Genomic DNA, 18,803 nt, shown 5'->3' on the forward strand with positions numbered 1-18,803 from the left:
TTGAGTTATATTTAGGCGGATCACTTCCCTTTTTGTTCTATAAATTCTGTTGGGGTCATATTAAATAATTCCCGAAAGGTTTTACTAAAATAGGCAGTAGAGTTAAAACCACTCATATAGGTTATCTCCTTTATAGTATATTGGTTACTTTGAAGCAATTCCGAAGCGTACCTTAACCTTATGGTGCGTATAAAGTGGCTAGGATTATTGCCTGTGAGCGAATTTATTTTTCGGTAAAGTTGAGATCTCCCTATCCCCAATTCTTTTGAGAGGTCCTCTTGCTTGAAGTCTACATTGCTTATGTTTTCAATGATATTCTTGGTAGCTTTATCCAAAAACACCTCGTCCATATTATTTGTTGTGACCTCACTGGACGAAAAAATACCTCCAATTTCAGAAAACCGCTCCCGGAGTCTATTTTTTGTTGCAAGCAAATTACTTATTCGGGCTTTAAGGACACTGGTTACAAAAGGTTTGGCTAGGTAGCCATCGGCACCACTTTCATATCCTTCTATCCGATCGTTGTCCAAGCTTCTTGCCGTTAGTAGAAGCACTGGAATATGACAGGTATCAAAATCCATTTTTATTTCCTTGCACAGTTCAAAGCCATCCATTTTAGGCATCATTACATCGCTAATAATTAGATCCGGAAAGATTTTTTTTGCAATTTTCAACCCTTTGCTGCCATTGGCCGCTTCCTTAATGATGTAGTCATTTTGCAAATCGGATGCAAGGTGTCTTCGTAATTCATTATTGTCTTCTACGATCAATACGGTAGGTAATTTCTTATTGGTGTCGCTTTCATTTATAACGGACGTGTTGGGTTCCTCACTCGCTATACTCATTTCATAGTCGACCGCATTCATAGAGTTGATCAGGAATTCATTTTTTATATTCTCAACGTTTTCCGGTTCCAAATCATAGTTTATAGGCAGTTTTACGGTGAATTTGCTTCCCTTTTTACGTTGGCTTTCAACCATTATTTCGCCCTTGTGGATTCCTACTAGCGCCTTCGTAAAATTTAATCCTATTCCGGTACCCGATGTTGTGCTATCCGGGTGATAAAACCTTCTAAAGATATTCTTTAGTTGCTCTTTGTCCAATCCCACACCACTGTCGGTAATCACTATCTCGACATATTCGTTGAAGCTCTCCTTCTTTGACCAAAAACCGGGTTTTCCATTGCCCTTGGATGACCTTTTATTGACCGAAACGCTAATGGAGCCCCCCCTATCTGTAAATTTAATAGCATTGGAAATTAGGTTGGTAATTATTTTTTCAACTTTGTCAAAATCAAAAAGGGTGGTAATATTTTTAGTATCAGATTCAAAGGTATATTTTAATTCTTTTTTAGTAGCTAGTGGCTCGAAAAGGGAAAAAATATCATTACAGAATTTGACGATGTTTCCTTTCTCCAGTTGTAGGGGAGACATGCCCACATCCATTTTTCTATAATCCAGTAATTGGTTTACCAGGTGCAACAGTCTTCTTGCGCTTCTTTGAATTGTAATAGCCGAAGATTTAATTTGATCGGAATCCGTGATACTTGATAAAATTTTGTCAACTGGGTTGAGTATTAGTGTTAATGGAGTTCTGAATTCATGGGAGACATTCACAAAGAATTCCAGTTTCATTTGGTCAAGTTCTCGACGTTGTGAGGCTTTTACCTTTAGTGTGTAAAAATTAATTAATGCCCATAATATTAGACCGCCTACGATCAAGTAAATAATCTTCATCCACCAAGTCTGCCAAAAAGGAGGTAAGATTTTGATATCAATTCTCGAGGATTCGGCATCTTCCCATTGGCCGTCCAATGAAGCCTTTACCTCGAAGGAATAATCCCCAGGTTTTAGATTGGAGAGGTTCACTACCCTGTTGTTCCCTGTATCTATAAAATTATCATCCAAACCATCCATTTTATAGGCATATTGTACCAATTCCGGATTTTCATAATGGAGTGCAACAAACTCGAAGGAGATATAATTTTCATCGTACTTTAAAGTTATATCCCGAACTTCGTTGATCGCTTTGTTAAGGAGCACCCTTCCGTTTACGGAATCGCCTGGATAGATTTTTGTGTTATTGAGCTTAAAGCTGGTAATGTACGGTCTTAATTTTGGTACAGAATCCAACTGAAAATTATTGGGATCGAATACGTTGAAGCCGTTGATGCCACCAATAATAATACGTCCATCTTTGGTCTTTTCAATGGACTTGCTCTGATATTCCGGCCCTTGCAGACCATCATGTTCGTTGAAATTTCTAAATTGATGTGTATTAGGGTTCAATTGGGAAAGACCGCTTTTTGTTGTTATCCATAGATTGTGGTTGTTGTCTTCTTTTATTCCTACCACCAGATTATTGGGAAGTTCGTTTTTGGTGGTGTACGACCTAATAACTTTCAGGTCGCTATCAAGTTTAAAAATTCCATTGTCCGTTCCCAACCAAATATTCCCAAGATGATCCTCTTTAATGTAGTTTATGCCATTGCCTTCTATACCATTTTCTTTTATTTGCTGGAATTGGATTTGTTCAGGTGCAAATTCTTCCAGTTTACTTAATTCTATAAAATTTAAACCCAGTGATGTACCGATTAGTAAACGATTTTTGGAATCTATATAGAGAAAGAACACAAAATTACTGGCCAGGCCATTATCATTTTGAATGGTATTTTTGTAGTTCTTAAATCGTCCGGTACTCTGGTCCAACAAACTTAAGCCCTCTGTTCTGAGTCCAAACCAAAGTCTATGTCTGTTGTCCTCGACCCCTGTCCATACAGAGCTTTCACCAATGGAATTGGAATCTGATGAATTATGGAGGTACCGGTTAAACGTCTTTAGTTCAGGGTCAAATTTATTTACCCCACCGTCCAAGGTACAAACCCAAATATGGCCGCTGGAAGATTCAAAGGTATATAGGATTTTGTTGGAGCTTAGGGAATTGGGATTTCTTGGGTCATGGCTAAAATGTTTATAGGAAATGTTCTCCTCATCAAAAAGATTGAGTCCGCCATTGTAGGCACTGATCCAAATTCTTTCCTTGGAATCCTCCAAAACCGACTGCACTATTTTTTCATTAAGACCATTTGGATTATTGGGTTGGTAATAATAATGGCCGAAGAAATATTTTGAAGGGTCTAACTTGCTAACTCCTTTATCATAACTTCCGATCCATAAAATACCATTATCGTCCTCGTAAATGACCGAGGGTTTATCATTAGGTATCGAAAACGGATCAAAAGGATCATTTAAAATATTTTGGACCGCTTTTTTTTCTTCACCATTGAAAAGGAAAAGGCCATGCCCATCTGTTGACAGCCAAACTGTCCCATTTTTATCAAGGTGGAAATCCCTGATGGGAATGTCGCCATCGACCAAAGAAATAGGTGTAAATTTGTTGTCATTTTTGGTCCACAAAATAATATTGGACAAATTATTTCCTATCCAGAAATCGTCATTGGAGTCTATGTATACTGTTTTTGGTATATGGTTAAGTTCATAGGGAACGGAGACATTAATGTGTACTCTTTCAAAATTATCATTAGGCGGATCGTATCTATTAAGATATTGGCCATTGGTCACAAACCAAAGTGCATTTTTGCTGTCCTTAATTATAAAATTTACACTGTTGTTGTCCAAAGAATTGGTATTGACAGCTTTATTATAATAATAGGATAAATTCAACTTTTCACTATTGCTTGGATTGTCCTGAAGATCAATTTTAATTACCCCGTTATTGGTTGCTATCCAAAGTATGTTGGTCACCGAATCATACAATAGATCGTTTATTATTTTTCTGGGGCTCCTGGAAAGGGATTGTTCCCCATATAAATTAATGCGATGAAACTTATTGGTCTTTTTATCCAAAAAATTTAGCCCATTGCTCGTTCCTACCCAAAGATTGCCATATTTGTCCTCGGCTATCGTATTAATTCTATTGTTGCTTATAGAGGTGGAATCGTTAAGGATGGATCGGTATATCTCAAACCCATAGCCGTCATATTTATTTAGACCGTCTATAGTGCCAAACCACATAAAACCATCACTATCCTGAAAAATCGCCATACAAGTACTGCTGGACAGACCGTCTATGGTATTTAAATTTTCAAATTTGAGATTGTTGAATTGCCCCAATACTGAATGGGATAAAAAACAAGCCATAATGATTGCACATATGCGGAGGAACATTGCTTACAATTTGGGTTTTAAATTACTATTGGTTAAACCTATAATAAATTCGTGAAATTTGTATTGTAATAACTATGAAGTTGCTATAAGCCCTTTTGTGCACAAGATAAGCACAAAAAAGTAAACTTAAAATTAATTAACTCCCCTGCTATTAAGGTGTACGTGGATTGTTTAAGCTTATAGGTTAAAATGCTCGACTCAATTTCGGTAGTTGCCATATTAAAAAACCGTGGTATGGAAACCAAAATGCGTTATGTAAGAAAACAATTTTCCATAAAATTTACTGTGACTCACATCAAGACAGTATTATTACTTATTGACAATTGAGGAAAAACCTGTACTCCATCGTAGTGAGTTTTTAGTCGGTTTTTCCCAAGGTAAAATTCTGTTATGGCTGTGTTACTTTAATATGTATATTTAAAAGTGAATTTTCTCCTGATCTTCGCTGGCCTAGCAATCATGTAAATGATTGGCCAGTACTTGGGTCATTTTAGGCACTTTATCCTCTAAAAAGAGGATCTAAAGTGAGCGTGAATAATTAATTGGTAACAGTCTACTTTATGCAAATGAAAATGAATTACAAGTCAAGTTATTTTTTTAAATGCAAATTAGCCGCTATAGGTTTATTACTGTTAATTGTAGGATGTAAAGAAAAAATGGAAAATACCAAGAAAAAAGGATTTCAGGATATTGTTGTTGAAGAAAATCGGAGCTTTTACCAAAGTAGCGAATTTACCAAACCTTCCCTATTTCCGTCAGGCATTGAAGGACCTGCAGTGGATGCCAATGGAGTTTTATATGCCGTTAATTTTGAAAGTACGGGAACCATTGGACAGGTGGATTCCAATGGTGAAGCCTCCTTATTTGTTGACCTCCCTGAAGGCAGTATTGGCAATGGGATTCGTTTTAATAGCAAGGGCGATATGTTCATTGCAGATTATACAAAACATAACATATTGAAGGTGGACATGGATACCAAAGAGATCAGTGTGTTTGCCCATAATGATGCCATGAACCAGCCGAATGATATTGCAATAATGGACAACGATATACTTTTCGCCAGTGATCCCGACTGGAAAAATTCAAAGGGGCAAATATGGAGAATAGATTCCGATGGTACTGTTACCCTCCTGGAAGGGGATATGGGAACTACCAATGGTATAGAGGTTAGTCCGGACAACAAAACACTTTATGTCAACGAAACGGTGCAACGCAATGTATGGGCCTACGATCTTTCACCAACTGGGGAAATAAGCCATAAACGTCTACTTATTAAATTCGAAGATTTTGGAATGGACGGCATGCGTACAGACATCATGGGAAATCTATACATCACCCGTCATGGAAAAGGCACTGTGGTTAAGGTTTCGCCCGATGGTAAAATTCTGAAGGAAATTGAATTAAAGGGTAAAACCCCATCAAACATTGCATTTGGCGGAAGTGAAGGTACTAAGGCCTTTATAACACTGCAGGACAATGGTAATTTTGAAACCTTTGATACGGAACATCCTGGGAGGGAATTTTTAATGAAAAAGTAACTTTAGATTTCCAAACCGAAGAGTGCTATATTTATGTACTGCAATGTTTGGGGGTGGTGCTAGAAACTTGGCAATTTTTGGCTTCCTGAGACGCCCAAAACAATAATATGGGCGAATATTTCAAGATAGCGAAAATTTCATATATTCATGATGAGGACATTAGGTGGTTAAAAGACAAGTATTTACAGGTTTTAGAGTGTCATTTGTCAATCAATTTAGATAAGAACATGAACTTTTAGAAGTTTAGGAATTGTCCAATTAAGAACTGATAAATAGGCTATAAATCAATTTTACATAAAACAAATAATCATAATTTCAATAGGCATGGAAAACAAAACAACAAGAAGAGCATCTTTCAAGAAACTGGGAATGGGATTGGCAGCTATGTTTGGCCTAGGTGCCGCCGCCAAGGCAATGGACGGTGGATCAAAACCAAAAAAAGAAGTCGTAGGTGACATCGTTATGGATCAGGATATTCCATTATTTTCAGGAGGCGTAAAACACGGGAATACTCTTTATATTGCTGGGAAAGGCGCGCATGTGGAACCTTTTGAGATCAAGGCACATACCGAAATTGTATTGCAAGAGCTGGAAAAGGAGCTGAAAAAACATGGTTCTTCCATGGAAAAGGTACTCAAGGTTAATGTTTATTTGGCAGATTTGGCGGACTACAAAGGCATGAACGAAGTGTTCAGGGGCCGTTTTGGACCTAACCCTCCAGTAAGGACTACTGTTGCTACGTATGGGGGTGTTCCAGGGAATTCGCTGGTGGAAATGGACTGTATTGCCGCTTTGGACTAGATAACCGATCAACATCTGATAAACCTTTTTACACAATGAAGTTCAATATAATTGCACTATTCCTTTTTTCATTTTTACTCACTTTTAATGTCTTGGGGCAGACCATTTCCAAGGAGGAACTTATTTTTTTGACCTCCGAATGGAAAGGGGAACGCTTTGATGACGGGCGTCCAAAAATACCGGACGAACTATTGGAGCGGGCAAAAAAAATTGGTATCGATGATGCTTGGACGGTCCTTGAAAATGAAGGATATAAGAATCAGTTCGAAGGCAATTGGAAAATGGTACATGACGATGTTCCCGTTGTTGGCAGAGCACTTACGGCATTGTTCATGCCGAGTCGCCCCGATGTGGAGAGGAACGTTAAGGAAAGAGGAATAAATTCGCAGGGCAGGAAGGGCAATACCAATTCATGGCCCATTGAGGTACTCACTAAGGGCGACGTATATGTGGCGGATAGTTTTGGTAAAATAGATGCGGGTACCCTTATGGGAGCTACGCTGGCAACTTCAATTTACAGCAAGTCCGGTAATGGAGTGGTCTTTAATGGCAGTGCAAGGGATTTGGAGAGTATAAGCCAGATAAAAGGATTCAATGCCTTTGTCCGCGATTTTCACCCGTCTTTTTTGGAGGAAGAAGTACTAATGGGGCTCAACACCCCTATACGTATCGGTCAGGTAATGGTCTTGCCAGGAGACCTTGTTGTGGCAAAGAGGGAAGGGGTATTGTTCATTCCTGCCCATTTGGCCGAACAGGTAGTGGGTACGGCTGAATTTGTTGCCCTTAAGGATCAGTTTGGCTTTGAGATGGTGAGAACTAAGAAATATTCTACCGGGGAGATAGATAGTGATTGGAACGAAAAGCTAAAAGAGGAATTTTATGAATGGCTGGACAAACATCCGGAATTGATAAAAATGTCCAAGGAGACTTTAAATAAGATTTTAAGCAAAAGGACATGGTAGTCGGAGCACGGGAATTAATAATGAGTGCAAAGAGCAGCTGGACCATTGCTTTGTTGGTCCTGTTCCTATTTATAGGGTGTAAGCAAAATACAGATCATAATAAATCCGAAACTATAACAACTACTACCATGGTAGGGCAAGATCCGCCCACAACCGATGCAGTTCAACAGGCAGTATCCATTTTTAATGAAGCTATGGTGAGCCCTACCGTGGAACTCATGGACGACCTATGTGCGGACGAGCTTACTTACGGCCATTCCAGTGGACTAATCCAGAACAAGGCAGAATTTATAGACGATATTGTTAACGGGCCATTCGATTTTTTGTCTGTGGAAGCTGCAGATCAGTCGATCCATATTTCGGGAAATACAGCCATAGTTCGCCATATTTTTTTGGCCAAGGGCACCAATGCCGGGGAGGATGCGGATGTCCGTATAGGCAATGTACAGGTATACCAAAAAGACAGGCAGGGTAAACTTAAACTTTTGGCCAGACAGGCCTATAAATTGCCCAACTAGAACCATAATAACCTAAACCAAACTATTTTGAAAAAATTGAATATTTATTCCATTAGCCTTGGCATGGCTGCCATATTGCTGTTGGCAATTTTGGGCCTGATCTTTACCCGTAATATTGAACATGCCGGGCTTGTGATAATGGCCTTTTTTGCACTTCTGGCCTTTGGCTTCAGTGGATATAAAACCCTGAACAGTTATGTATTTACAGCATCCATATTTGCCGGAGTAGCCCTAGCGCTATATTACCCCCAATACTTTTTGCAGATAGGTGATTTTAAACTTACTGCACTGATTATACCCTTGATCCAACTCATTATGTTCGGCATGGGAACCTCAATGAAACTGGGCGATTTTGCAGAAGTTATCAAGTCGCCCAAAGGGGTAATGGTCGGAGTCTCGGCACAGTTGGGAATTATGCCAATTATGGGTTTTGTTCTGGCAAAATATAGCAATTTTCCCCCTGAGATTGCGGCTGGGATCGTTTTGATCGGTTGTTCCCCTAGTGGGGTGGCATCCAATGTAATGGCATATTTGGCGAAGGCCAACCTAGCGCTTTCCATCACAATTACCTCCATCTCCACAATTCTTGCACCCTTTGTAACACCACTTCTTATGAAGTTCTTGGCTGGCGAATTTATTGAGATTGATGTGATGGAAATGATGTGGAGTATTGTAAAGATGATTATTTTGCCCCTCGGTGTTGGACTTCTTTTTAACCGTTTGCGGGGAGATAGGGCAAAATGGATGGACAAGGCACTTCCTGTAATTTCCATGTTGGGGATCGGCCTTATAATCGTGGTAATTACGGCAGCAGGGAGGGATAGTCTTTTGGATATCGGAGGTATATTAATGTTGTTGGTGCTTATTCACAACTTATTTGGGTACATGCTTGGATATTGGTATGCCCGACTATTGCGATTGAATGAGCAGGATTCACGTACCATTGCATTGGAGGTGGGGATGCAGAATGGTGGCCTTGCTTCGGGCATCGCAAATTCATTGGGTAAGATAGCAACAATGGGTCTGGCACCGGCCGTATTTGGACCATTAATGAATATTACAGGGTCTATTTTGGCCTCCTATTGGCACAAGAGACCTCCAAAAGAAGGCCAATGATTCAAATATTAAAGTTAAATTTGCCCAAACTGCAAATATTTGAATAACAAGTTGATTAATTATGAATAAAATTATTGGATGCTTACTTCTATTGGGGATAGTTGGTTGTGGAAAAAAGGAATACAAGGATAAGATTTATGTAAAACCAGAAATTGTAAGGGAAGCTCCGTCAGATTTTCTTTCTCCCGAGGAAAGTCTTGAAAAGTTTTATTTGCCCGAGGGATATAAGATAGAGCTGGTGGCATCCGAACCTATGGTAAATGAACCTGTAGCAATTGCCTGGGATGGGAATGGAAAAATGTATGTGGCCCAAATGGACACTTATATGCAAAATGTGGATGCAGTTGGTGAAGATGAACCTATTAGTCAGATAAAACTCCTGGTAGACCTGGATGGGGATGGGAAAATGGACAAGAGTACCGTCTTTATTGATAGTCTTTTATTACCCAGAATGATTTTGCCTCTCGATGACCGACTTATTGTGAATGAAACTTATTCTTATGATTTATGGAGCTATAGGGATACCGATAACGATGGGGTGGCAGACGAAAAGATCAGGGTTTATGAAAATCCAAAAAGAAGGGGAGGTAACCTGGAGCACCAACAGAGTGGTTTGGTTTGGAACTTGGATAATTGGGTGTACACCACCTATAACCCCCTGCGGTTCAGATTTAACAAAGACGGTGTTCAAGTGGATTCTTTGGTCGGTGGTTCCAGCGGACAATGGGGTCTGACCCAGGACGATTTGGGAAATATGTATTATTCTTCTGCAGGATCTGAAATAGCAGCATATAATTTTCAAATACCTCCTATATATGGTGATTTAAACCCAGAGGGCCAGATTTCAGAGGGATTTATGGAACCTTGGCCAGTTGTTGGCACACCTGATGTTCAAGGAGGTGCAGAATTAAGGTTAAAGCCAGATGGCACCCTTAATAAATTTACCGGGGTTGCCGGACAAGAGATATTTAGGGGCGATAAATTGCCTCCTTCAACCTATGGGGACCTTTTTATTCCGGAACCTGTGGGCAGATTGGTACGTAGGGCAAAAATAAAAAATGAGAACGGGAAAAAAGTGCTGTATAATGCCTATGATGAGGCCGAGTTCTTGGCGTCTACGGATTTGAATTTTAGACCTGTACAGGCACAAACAGGACCGGATGGTAGTCTTTATATTGTAGATATGTACCGGGGCATTATCCAGGAAGGCAACTGGACCAGGGAAGGTAGTCATTTAAGGCCGGTTATTCTTCGTAAAGGATTGGACAAGAACATAGGTCGGGGAAGGATATACCGTATAGTACATGAAGACATTAAACCTGCAGGAAAGCCAAATCTTTTGGATAAATCTGCTGCCGAACTAGTGGATTATTTAGGACATCCCAACGGATGGTATAGGAATACTGCACAAAAGCTTATCATAATAAAAGGAGATATGGGAGTTGTTCCCGAGCTAAAGGAAATAGCCCTGGATAATGAATCCTTTTGGACAGATAACTTTGGGGATAAGGATTATGCACTCCAGAGGGTTCATGCTCTATGGACATTGGAAGGGCTTGGAGTTGTAGACAGGAATTTGGTACTCGAAAAGTTCAACGACGAGGATTATAGGGTCCGTATAGCAGCTGTCCGCCTAAGTGAGGAATTTTTGAAGAAGGACGATCAAGGAATTTTAAAGGCATTGGTCACTTTGCAAAATGATGTCGATATTAATGTGATAAATCAGTTGGCACTGAGTTTACGATATTCCAAAAGTTCGGAAGCCGAAGAACTATCCAGTGCCATAGGTACTCAATATGAGGATAATGAAATGGTGACTGCTTCCATTGCACTTGGGATAAAAGCCAAGGATTCCGATTTTCTGAAATTCAAGGAAAAAATTGCCAACAATAGTAGAATTCATAAAATAACGGCCTTGGCCGGATATGACATTTATAAGCAGACCTGTGTTACCTGTCATGGTCCTGATTTAAAAGGGGTTCCAAGTGGTGAAAATTCCTTGATAGCACCGCCATTAATAGGGTCACTTAGGGTAACGGGGGATAAGGATGTACTTGTAAGTATCCTATTAAACGGATTAACCGGTCCAATAGAAGGTAAGGAATATGGCATTATGCTTCCAATGGGCTCCAATGATGATGAGTGGATAGGTCAAGTAGCTACCTACATCCGTGCCATGAACAGTGCGTCTATGGTCCGTGAAAAAGAAGTAGGCGACATAAGGGCAAAAAATTCGGACAGGAAAAGCTATTGGACATTAAAAGAACTGTTGAATTAGTATAAAAAGGGGTAAAAGGAGCCTACATGGGTATCCGTTGCCCCTTTAAATTGCTTTCCTCCAACTTTTCAATAACAACCATATTCTTAACAGCATCCTCCAAGGGAGTAGGCACTGGAGTATCGTTTTTTATCGCCAAGGCAAAAAGATCTGCCTGGATTGTGTACTGATTACACATATCAAATTCTATGGTTTGGCGCTCACCGTCTATAGTGACCCATATTTTGGAAGGCCTGTCTATAGGCGGATTAAAAGGCAGTTCAAATTTTATGTTTCCTTTGGTGCCGAAAATTTGTGCCTGTTGATTGTCGGCCAATTGTGTTGAGCTGAAGAAGACCGAAGTCCCGGTTTGAAACTCCAATATTCCTGATGCTAAAATATCTACCTTGAAATCTGGGTGATAGTCTATGACCGCGGAAATACTTTTAGGTTCCGAATTGAACAAAAAACGTGATAGGGAAATAGGGTAGCAGCCAATATCCATTAGACTTCCACCCCCGAACTCCTTATTGTTTACAATGCTATTGGGGTCATCTTCAAAAAATGAGAAGGAAGATTGAATGGTTTTAATTTCACCAATTACCTTTTGGTCCACTAATTTCTTAACCTTTATCCATTGAGGATGATGCCTGTACATAAAGGCTTCCATAACCTTTAGATGAGGATATTTTTGGGAGACCTTCAATAACTTCTCGGCTTCCTTACTGGTTAATCCTACTGGCTTTTCAACTAAAACATGTTTGTTCGCTTCCAGAGCTTTTATGGCCCAAGCTACGTGAAGATGATTGGGTAGTGGAATATAGACAGCATCTACATCCTTATCGGCAAGTATTTCTTCGTAAGAACCGTAAAACTTTGGAATTTTAAATCGCTCGGATATATCCTTTGCCTTGTCCAAATTCCTTGAGGCAATAGCATGAACATCTCCATGTAGGCAATTGAGCATTGCAGGAATTACGTGTTCCGTAGCAATATGGGCAGTGCCCAAAATACCCCATTTTAGTTTTTTGTCCATTACTGTTTTTATATGACTTTTGAACCTTCGAACTGGTCTAAATATTCCTTTACCTTTTCTCTTTCCCTATTTTCAAATTTTCGTAACGGTAATGCCATATGGTCCTCACAAATGTCCATTACGGATAGGGCACATTTTATACCTTTTGTGATTCTGGAGGAATTCTTGCCTACACAATAAATTGTGCTGTTTACAAAGGCGACTTTGTTACGTAGTATTTTTATATCTTCTAAATTATGTGCTACCGAGGCGTTGTACAGATCAACAAATAATTCCGGTAAGAAATTTGCCCCACCAGCAACGGCCCCATGACCACCATAGAGTATGGTCTCTGGTAAAAACATTTCTGTCCCAACAATAATTGAGAATTCCGGTGTCTCTTTAAATGTTTCTATAAGGGAGTAGAAATAGGACATATCCCCAGAGCTATCCTTAATGCCAATAGCTCCTAATTCCTTGGCCTTTTTAACGGTCTCTAAAGAAAGGTGAAGTTTGGTACAGCTTGGCATATTGTACATCATAACCGGCAAGGACAATTGTGGAATTAAGCGCTCCAGATAGTCGATCATTTCTTCTTGGGAAATGGGAAGATAATACGGAGGGGCTACCACCACTGCATCTGCCCCAGCTTCTTTGGAGTGGGCTGCAATGTCCAAGGAACCGTTAAAGGAGGTATCTGTTATTCCAACCAGTACAGGAACCCTACCACGGATATATTTACAAGCCTTTGTAATAAGCTCTTTTCGCAATGCATAGCTAAGACTGGGAGCTTCCCCGTTGGTGCCTAAAAGGAATATGCCGTGTACACCGCCAGTAATAAGGTGCTCTATAAGTTTTTCCAAGCCTTTTTCATCCAAACCACCGTCTGCGGTAAGCGGGGTAACCATAGGGGGTATAATCCCTTTTAATTCTAATGACATATATTTTCTTTTGTTAGGAACAAAGTAAATTTAAAAGATAGGGGTGCACCACAACTATATTATTTAAAACAGATAATATATTGCCTATTGTGCCTTTTATCCCACAGTCTTGTAAGAACCTATGATGAGATTGCCTGTGGGGCTCTTTACAATGTCAGGATTTATAGGCTTTGTGTTCTCAGTTCGTTTTCAAGTCGCAGTATCCTGTCTATATGGCCGTCTGCTAATTTTTGATGTAAGGTGTCAAAAGGAAGGATTGGATTACGTACGTTGGGGGTGTTATAAATTCCTTGGCGATACAATAAGCGTTTAAAAAAATGTACGGAGATATCCAGATGTTGATTGGAAAACGCCAATACTGGAATTATTTTCTCGAACAAGGCTTCTGCCTCCATAATCTTCCCTTCTTCAAAAAGACGATATATTGTGGTGTAAATCACATGCATGCCTGTTGGCAGAAAGGCGTGTACTCCTCTTTGAAGCCCTTCTATCATTTGAGTAACCGCCCAACCTCCACTAAGGTTCAGTTTGCCTTGGGTCAGTTCCAAAATACGGGAATATTTTGGGCCTGCCGGAACGGTTTCGATTTTTAAACATTTGAATGCAGACACTTTTTCGAACAAATCACATATAAGTTCGTCCGATAGGCCGTATCCCGTAGCATCCCAATCCTGTAACATGATCATCTCTGGATCAAGGGCTGCCAGTTCCATAAAATGATTTCGAAATTGGCTATCATCAACATATGGAATTTGAAACAATACGTTTTTACAACCTAAGTCCATATAGGCTTTTAGGAGCTCTTTGCTTTTGGATAGATCAAGCTCCCCTGCACCTCCAATAACGGGAATCCTGTCCCCAGCTATTTCCAAAACCGTCGATAGCATTGCCAATCTTTCTGAATGGGATAATTTATATACTTCAGCGGCCATTGCGGGCACCAATATACCGGCAACACCGGCCTTTAATGCTTCCTCTACATTGTTCTTTAGTGCTGTATGGTCAATCGTGTCCTCCTTGGTAAAGGGGGTGTTGAGCACCGTAACAATTCCCATAAGGGGGTAGCGATTTTTTTGGGCCCACATGCTATTATTGTTTAATAAGCCAGACATCGGTTACCCTTGATTGTTTCCTCCAGTTGAGGTGTTCCTCATCGGGCTTGTCAAAGCTTATTTTTAGTTGACCGTCCTTGATCAAATTCTTAGGAAGTGGAAATTCCTTAAACTCCTCAAAGCCTTTTTCATATTTGGTAGGTTTTAGGCGTTCTCCATTGGCCCTTAAAAGGGCCTCTCCATAACCGGAAACACGAATTAAATAATTGGAATCGGGATCCAGATCATTGTATTCCAAGGTAGGGGTAAATTGGAACAATTGGGTAGAGAGCCGCTTTCTGCTTATACCGTCATTTTCCCATAGGAAGTCTATGGCATCATCGGTTTTTGAGGTTACATGCTTGGCATCGGCACTGGAAATATTGTCGTAAAAACTGCCTTCGCCGGGAGATTCATAATTTTTAATAAATTCCAATCGGGCTAGCTTTTCGGCTTCCGACTTAAATTCACCAATTTTATTAAATTCGTCTTCCAGCCACCATCTATTGTTCAAGGGGTAATCTATAAAATCCAAAATGGCCCCTCGCTCAGCACTACGTGCCTGATATTTTTCCACGCTAGTCTGTGCACCTATGGATTGAAATAGTTTCTCCCCATATTCAAAAACCTTTTTCTTGAGGTCTTGGGAAACCAACTCGGTATCGGCCTTTTTTATGTGTTGTAGGGCATCGCTCATAGCTTTGTCGGCCCCAATGGTATTGGCCTGCGCCAGTATTTCATATGCCTCGGCCTCCAGCCTTTTTTCATAGGCGAGTCGGTCTTGTACATAAGCGTCGTAATAGGACCGCATAATTAATTGCTGCCACCTCCAATTATTTGCCAGAACCGGGTTGTTTTCTTCTAAGCCTTTCCACAAAGCCAAGGTCTCTTTAATGGAATTGTTTTCCAAAATGGGCCCATCCCAATTTTTTTCCAAGGCGAATATGCCTTGGGCAGCATCTTCGGCCACCTTAGGGCCAAAGAAGAATTGCGCATATTCATAGATAATATCTTTGGGATTTTTCTTGGAATCCCAACCCAATTGGCTCCATAATACTTTATTTACGTCGTCATGGGAACCATCGGAATAGGTAATAAAGCCATCGGTATATTTGGTGTCCCTGTTAAAAAGTTGGGTGTACATAAATGGTTGTGGATTGATAGGCTCCCTTCCCAAGGTCAATGCATAGGCTTGATCCCAGTTATCTACTGGATAATGACATCTAACAGTGTGGGTTATGTCTGGATAAAAGCGGTGCAGATATTTTTTCGGCAACATTTCGCGCTCTAGGTCAATAGGAGGGCTACTTGGTCCGTAAACAACGCCTTTTAGCCAATCTGGACTTTGTTTGTCCAGGTAATTAATAAAATAATCTACTTTTTCCTTATTAAAACCTTGGAGTGAAACCCATATACCGGCATTTGGATGGTATTTGTGCAGTATTTCCGATAAGTCGTTTAAATAAGGTATGAGCTGGGCTGGATGGTTTTCCCCTGGATCTCCGCCCGGAACAAATACACCGTCCAATCTTGGACATTTTGCATAAAAGGCCTCTTGTTCTGCAAGTCCGTCCTCATGAGCATTTTTTATGGTCAGGTCATGCGGTGCCGGTGTCCAGACCCAATAATCGGCGTCGTATTTTTCACATATTTTGCTTAGTTCCACTTCCATGATCTGGGGATCTACCTTAAAGTGGGGACTGGAATCTGCTTCCTGAAATGGAATATTTTCAAAACTGTTGGCCCCAAAAAGCACTTGTTCCCTAAAATGTTGATCAAACTGCTCCACGGTCCAAGCGTCCCAGGAATTGGCGGTATTCCTGTAGCCGAACTGGTGTCCGCGAAGCGCATATTCCGGGGATTCCGAAAAATCAATATTGGGGTTCAGCGTAATTTTGCCATTTTCCATTTTGGCCGTTCGTAGCAGTTTGCCAATACCGAAAAGAATGCCCCTAGTATCCGCACCAATAACCCAAAGAGTATTATTGTCCCCTTGGTGTTCATGGAAAATACGATAGCCTTCTTTTTTTAATTCGGAGCCATTATTACCCTCAGGTGTGGGTACTTTTGTTCCGAACAATTCCTTTTCATTGGCCAAGGCCAAGGCAATGGTAGTATTGGAATCCCAATTATTGTTTAATCCAAGTTGAAGATCGGTTCGTTTTTTAATTTCTTCGATTAGGATGTTAGCCGCCGTTTCTTGGATCGGAGATTTAATCTGGGCCGATATCACAATGTTTGCTTGGGAAAGGTCCAAGGTTTTAGGCTGTTCCTTTTCGCAAGACAGCATACTGCCAATTCCAATCAATACCAGCCAAAATCTTAATTGTCTTTTCATCTTGTACGACATTTTTATTATAATAATTTTTATAGGGGCGTTGTGCTAATCTATGTCCTTTACACATCTTATTCCCACGGGATAAACGTGTATTTTTTCCGGTAACACATAATAGCGTTGTGAGGTACGAATAAAGGAGTGGTTGTTAAAATTGGATCCGCCCCGCATTACCTTGTAGGTTTCGCCATATTGTTCCATAGGCACCTCGTTGCCGGGGTAGGGTTTATACCAGTCCGATGTCCATTCCCACACCCCCCCGGCCATATCATAGCAACCATAAGGGCTCGCAGGTTTGGCAATGGAAGTTCCGCGTGTCTCTTTTTGGTCCCACACAACATAGGTGTTGTCATAGGTATCTCCCCAAGGAAATACGCGGCCGTCGATACCGCGAGCCGCCTTCTCCCATTCTTTTTCAGTGGGCAAACGTTTACCTGCCCATTTAGCATAGGCATCAGCCTTAGACCATGTTACCACCGCGGCATTGTTCTTTTTTTCCGGAGGAAATTTAAAAGTAGGATCAAATTTGGCAAACTCCGTATTGCTCACCTCGTATTTGTCTATAAAGTATGCTTTTGTACTTGCAATTTGTTGAGGCCGTTCGTCCGGATCGCCATAGGTACTGCCCATAATGAATTCGCCGGCGGGAACATAAACCATTCCCTCGGGGGGAGTTGGCGTTTCTTGCCCTGTTAGATAAAGAATATGTACAAAAAAAGTTAGGAGTGTTAAACCAGATTTCATGCGCTTCCTATTATTTGTGATTACCATTTTTCATCAATAATACCGTAGTACCTACCAAACCAATAATTTCGGATCATGGCGGCGGCAGTTCGCTCTTCCTCGGAACGGACCAATTTAAAACTGCCATCTTTCTGTGGAATTTTGAATTCCCTGGTGTTGCGTTCAAATCCCCACATGTCCTTAATGCCCTGCTTTTTCAATTCGGTAAAAATGTCCTCCCCAGTGAGTACCTTATAGACCATTAAAAACCAGATATTGCTTTCCCAAGTAAATTCAATATCCTTCCAATCGTACCAATGTCTGTTTAGGTTCATTCGGTATTTGTTGAGTAGATTGGGATCGGTCTCTAAACGCATAATCATATAGAGGGAACGGGCGGCGTGGTAGTCGTCCCCTACGTTCCTCCATTCTTTAGGGAATAGTATTTTGGAATTAATCTGGTGGTCGTCATAATGATAGCGGTCTATGAGCATATGGTAGGCGGCATTGTAACGTTCCTTTCCCGTTATATGATGGGTTACCTTAAGCGCGGCCAACATTTCCAAAGAGTTGAGTTCTTGGTGCGGTAGGTTGGGACAAAAGTTGCCCCACAACGTCATTTTTCCATCTAGATCTGTAAGTTTAAAATTGTTGTCCACTACCCGCCCAATAAATCTATCCAGGAGGCCTGCTGCTTTCTTCTTATACTCGTCATCCGCACATAGCTCCCAGAAAGTTCCCACACCATAGAAGATGGAAGTAAACTTATCGGCGCTTAAATCGCCCAGCCATCGGTAACCGGGCATGGATGACGATTGGTGCCATTCATGGTACCAAAAAACTTCTTCGTGCCAAAGCGGTTCGTTGGTCCTATTGAAACTGCGGGCCACCAATCCATCAACACCGGTTACTTTTTCCAGTTTTAATATAGCCTCGAAGATGTCATTGGCTATTTTCCTGTCCTTTGGGTCTCCGGTAATAGCGTACTTATGGGAGTAGGCAGCCAGCATTTCGGAGGTGGGATCAAGGCAATCGGCCTGAGAGCCTATAATGGGCTGCTCCAGTCCGGCAGGGGGGAAAATGACGTGCTGCATTATAGCGCCTTCGTTCCAATGGTTTCCAAGCATCAACCTGTCAAACATTTCCACCTTCTTGTACAGAGGGTCTGTTTTCTTTGGAAATTCGTTTACTTTTTGGGCAAGCAGGCCATGGTTTATAAAAATGAAAATCGAAACCAAGGGCAATAAAGAATATTTAAACATGGCTAGTTCCTATTTGTGAGTATTTAAGTTTTTGGTCTAAATGATTTTATCATAAAT

13 protein-coding genes are annotated in these 18,803 nt (G+C 40.7%); 6 read left to right on the top strand and 7 right to left on the bottom strand.

Features of this window, described 5'->3' with window-relative positions; genetic code table 11:
- Nucleotides 1–20: 20 nt before the first annotated feature.
- Nucleotides 21–4,187, bottom strand: a complete 4,167-nt coding sequence (locus MWU78_RS13825) for a two-component regulator propeller domain-containing protein (protein WP_246998685.1) — start codon at nucleotides 4,185–4,187, stop codon at nucleotides 21–23.
- A gap of 656 nt (nucleotides 4,188–4,843) precedes the next feature.
- On the opposite strand from MWU78_RS13825, the gene MWU78_RS13830 reads away from it, so the two are divergent.
- From MWU78_RS13830 to MWU78_RS13855, 6 genes are all read left to right on the top strand, one after another.
- Nucleotides 4,844–5,725 carry an SMP-30/gluconolactonase/LRE family protein gene (locus tag MWU78_RS13830; RefSeq protein WP_246998687.1) on the top strand — a complete coding sequence of 294 codons (882 nt, stop codon included), beginning with the start codon at nucleotides 4,844–4,846 and terminating at the stop codon, nucleotides 5,723–5,725.
- Between the two features lie 324 nt (nucleotides 5,726–6,049).
- Nucleotides 6,050–6,526: a RidA family protein gene (locus MWU78_RS13835; RefSeq protein ID WP_246998689.1), complete on the top strand. Its 477-nt coding sequence runs from the start codon at nucleotides 6,050–6,052 to the stop codon at nucleotides 6,524–6,526.
- A gap of 35 nt (nucleotides 6,527–6,561) precedes the next feature.
- Nucleotides 6,562–7,488, top strand: a complete 927-nt coding sequence (locus MWU78_RS13840; protein WP_246998691.1) for an RraA family protein — start codon at nucleotides 6,562–6,564, stop codon at nucleotides 7,486–7,488.
- A 20-nt stretch (nucleotides 7,489–7,508) separates the two neighbouring features.
- Nucleotides 7,509–8,006 (top strand): nuclear transport factor 2 family protein, encoded by a 498-nt coding sequence (locus MWU78_RS13845; protein WP_246998693.1) that lies wholly within the window; start codon nucleotides 7,509–7,511, stop codon nucleotides 8,004–8,006.
- A gap of 27 nt (nucleotides 8,007–8,033) precedes the next feature.
- Nucleotides 8,034–9,122 (top strand): bile acid:sodium symporter family protein, encoded by a 1,089-nt coding sequence (locus MWU78_RS13850; RefSeq protein WP_246998695.1) that lies wholly within the window; start codon nucleotides 8,034–8,036, stop codon nucleotides 9,120–9,122.
- 61 nt (nucleotides 9,123–9,183) lie between these two features.
- Nucleotides 9,184–11,400: a c-type cytochrome gene (locus MWU78_RS13855; protein WP_246998696.1), complete on the top strand. Its 2,217-nt coding sequence runs from the start codon at nucleotides 9,184–9,186 to the stop codon at nucleotides 11,398–11,400.
- Nucleotides 11,401–11,422: 22 nt separating this feature from the next.
- Here MWU78_RS13855 and MWU78_RS13860 read toward each other — a convergent pair whose 3' ends face one another.
- From MWU78_RS13860 to MWU78_RS13885, 6 genes are all read right to left on the bottom strand, one after another.
- On the bottom strand, nucleotides 11,423–12,415 hold the full coding sequence (locus tag MWU78_RS13860; protein ID WP_246998697.1) for a Gfo/Idh/MocA family oxidoreductase: 993 nt from the start codon (nucleotides 12,413–12,415) through the stop codon (nucleotides 11,423–11,425).
- 8 nt (nucleotides 12,416–12,423) lie between these two features.
- Nucleotides 12,424–13,335: a dihydrodipicolinate synthase family protein gene (locus MWU78_RS13865; protein ID WP_246998698.1), complete on the bottom strand. Its 912-nt coding sequence runs from the start codon at nucleotides 13,333–13,335 to the stop codon at nucleotides 12,424–12,426.
- 161 nt (nucleotides 13,336–13,496) lie between these two features.
- Nucleotides 13,497–14,390 (bottom strand): dihydrodipicolinate synthase family protein, encoded by an 894-nt coding sequence (locus MWU78_RS13870; protein WP_246998699.1) that lies wholly within the window; start codon nucleotides 14,388–14,390, stop codon nucleotides 13,497–13,499.
- Nucleotides 14,391–14,424: 34 nt separating this feature from the next.
- Entirely contained in the window at nucleotides 14,425–16,764 is a 2,340-nt protein-coding gene (locus MWU78_RS13875; protein WP_246998700.1) for a hypothetical protein, read from the bottom strand.
- A 45-nt stretch (nucleotides 16,765–16,809) separates the two neighbouring features.
- Nucleotides 16,810–17,505 (bottom strand): SUMF1/EgtB/PvdO family nonheme iron enzyme, encoded by a 696-nt coding sequence (locus MWU78_RS13880; protein WP_246998701.1) that lies wholly within the window; start codon nucleotides 17,503–17,505, stop codon nucleotides 16,810–16,812.
- Between the two features lie 20 nt (nucleotides 17,506–17,525).
- Nucleotides 17,526–18,746 carry a hypothetical protein gene (locus MWU78_RS13885; RefSeq protein WP_246998703.1) on the bottom strand — a complete coding sequence of 407 codons (1,221 nt, stop codon included), beginning with the start codon at nucleotides 18,744–18,746 and terminating at the stop codon, nucleotides 17,526–17,528.
- Nucleotides 18,747–18,803 lie beyond the last annotated feature (57 nt).

It is taken from the genome of Arenibacter sp. F26102 (genome assembly GCF_023015865.1).
Classification (GTDB): domain Bacteria; phylum Bacteroidota; class Bacteroidia; order Flavobacteriales; family Flavobacteriaceae; genus Arenibacter.

Coding starts and splice junctions, on each gene's coding strand:
- MWU78_RS13825 (WP_246998685.1), bottom strand. CDS start 4,187: ATGTTCCTCCGCATATGTGCAATCATTATGGCTTGTTTTTTATCCCAT.
- MWU78_RS13830 (WP_246998687.1), top strand. CDS start 4,844: ATGGAAAATACCAAGAAAAAAGGATTTCAGGATATTGTTGTTGAAGAA.
- MWU78_RS13835 (WP_246998689.1), top strand. CDS start 6,050: ATGGAAAACAAAACAACAAGAAGAGCATCTTTCAAGAAACTGGGAATG.
- MWU78_RS13840 (WP_246998691.1), top strand. CDS start 6,562: ATGAAGTTCAATATAATTGCACTATTCCTTTTTTCATTTTTACTCACT.
- MWU78_RS13845 (WP_246998693.1), top strand. CDS start 7,509: ATGAGTGCAAAGAGCAGCTGGACCATTGCTTTGTTGGTCCTGTTCCTA.
- MWU78_RS13855 (WP_246998696.1), top strand. CDS start 9,184: ATGAATAAAATTATTGGATGCTTACTTCTATTGGGGATAGTTGGTTGT.
- MWU78_RS13860 (WP_246998697.1), bottom strand. CDS start 12,415: ATGGACAAAAAACTAAAATGGGGTATTTTGGGCACTGCCCATATTGCT.
- MWU78_RS13865 (WP_246998698.1), bottom strand. CDS start 13,335: ATGTCATTAGAATTAAAAGGGATTATACCCCCTATGGTTACCCCGCTT.
- MWU78_RS13870 (WP_246998699.1), bottom strand. CDS start 14,390: ATGGGAATTGTTACGGTGCTCAACACCCCCTTTACCAAGGAGGACACG.
- MWU78_RS13875 (WP_246998700.1), bottom strand. CDS start 16,764: ATGAAAAGACAATTAAGATTTTGGCTGGTATTGATTGGAATTGGCAGT.
- MWU78_RS13880 (WP_246998701.1), bottom strand. CDS start 17,505: ATGAAATCTGGTTTAACACTCCTAACTTTTTTTGTACATATTCTTTAT.
- MWU78_RS13885 (WP_246998703.1), bottom strand. CDS start 18,746: ATGTTTAAATATTCTTTATTGCCCTTGGTTTCGATTTTCATTTTTATA.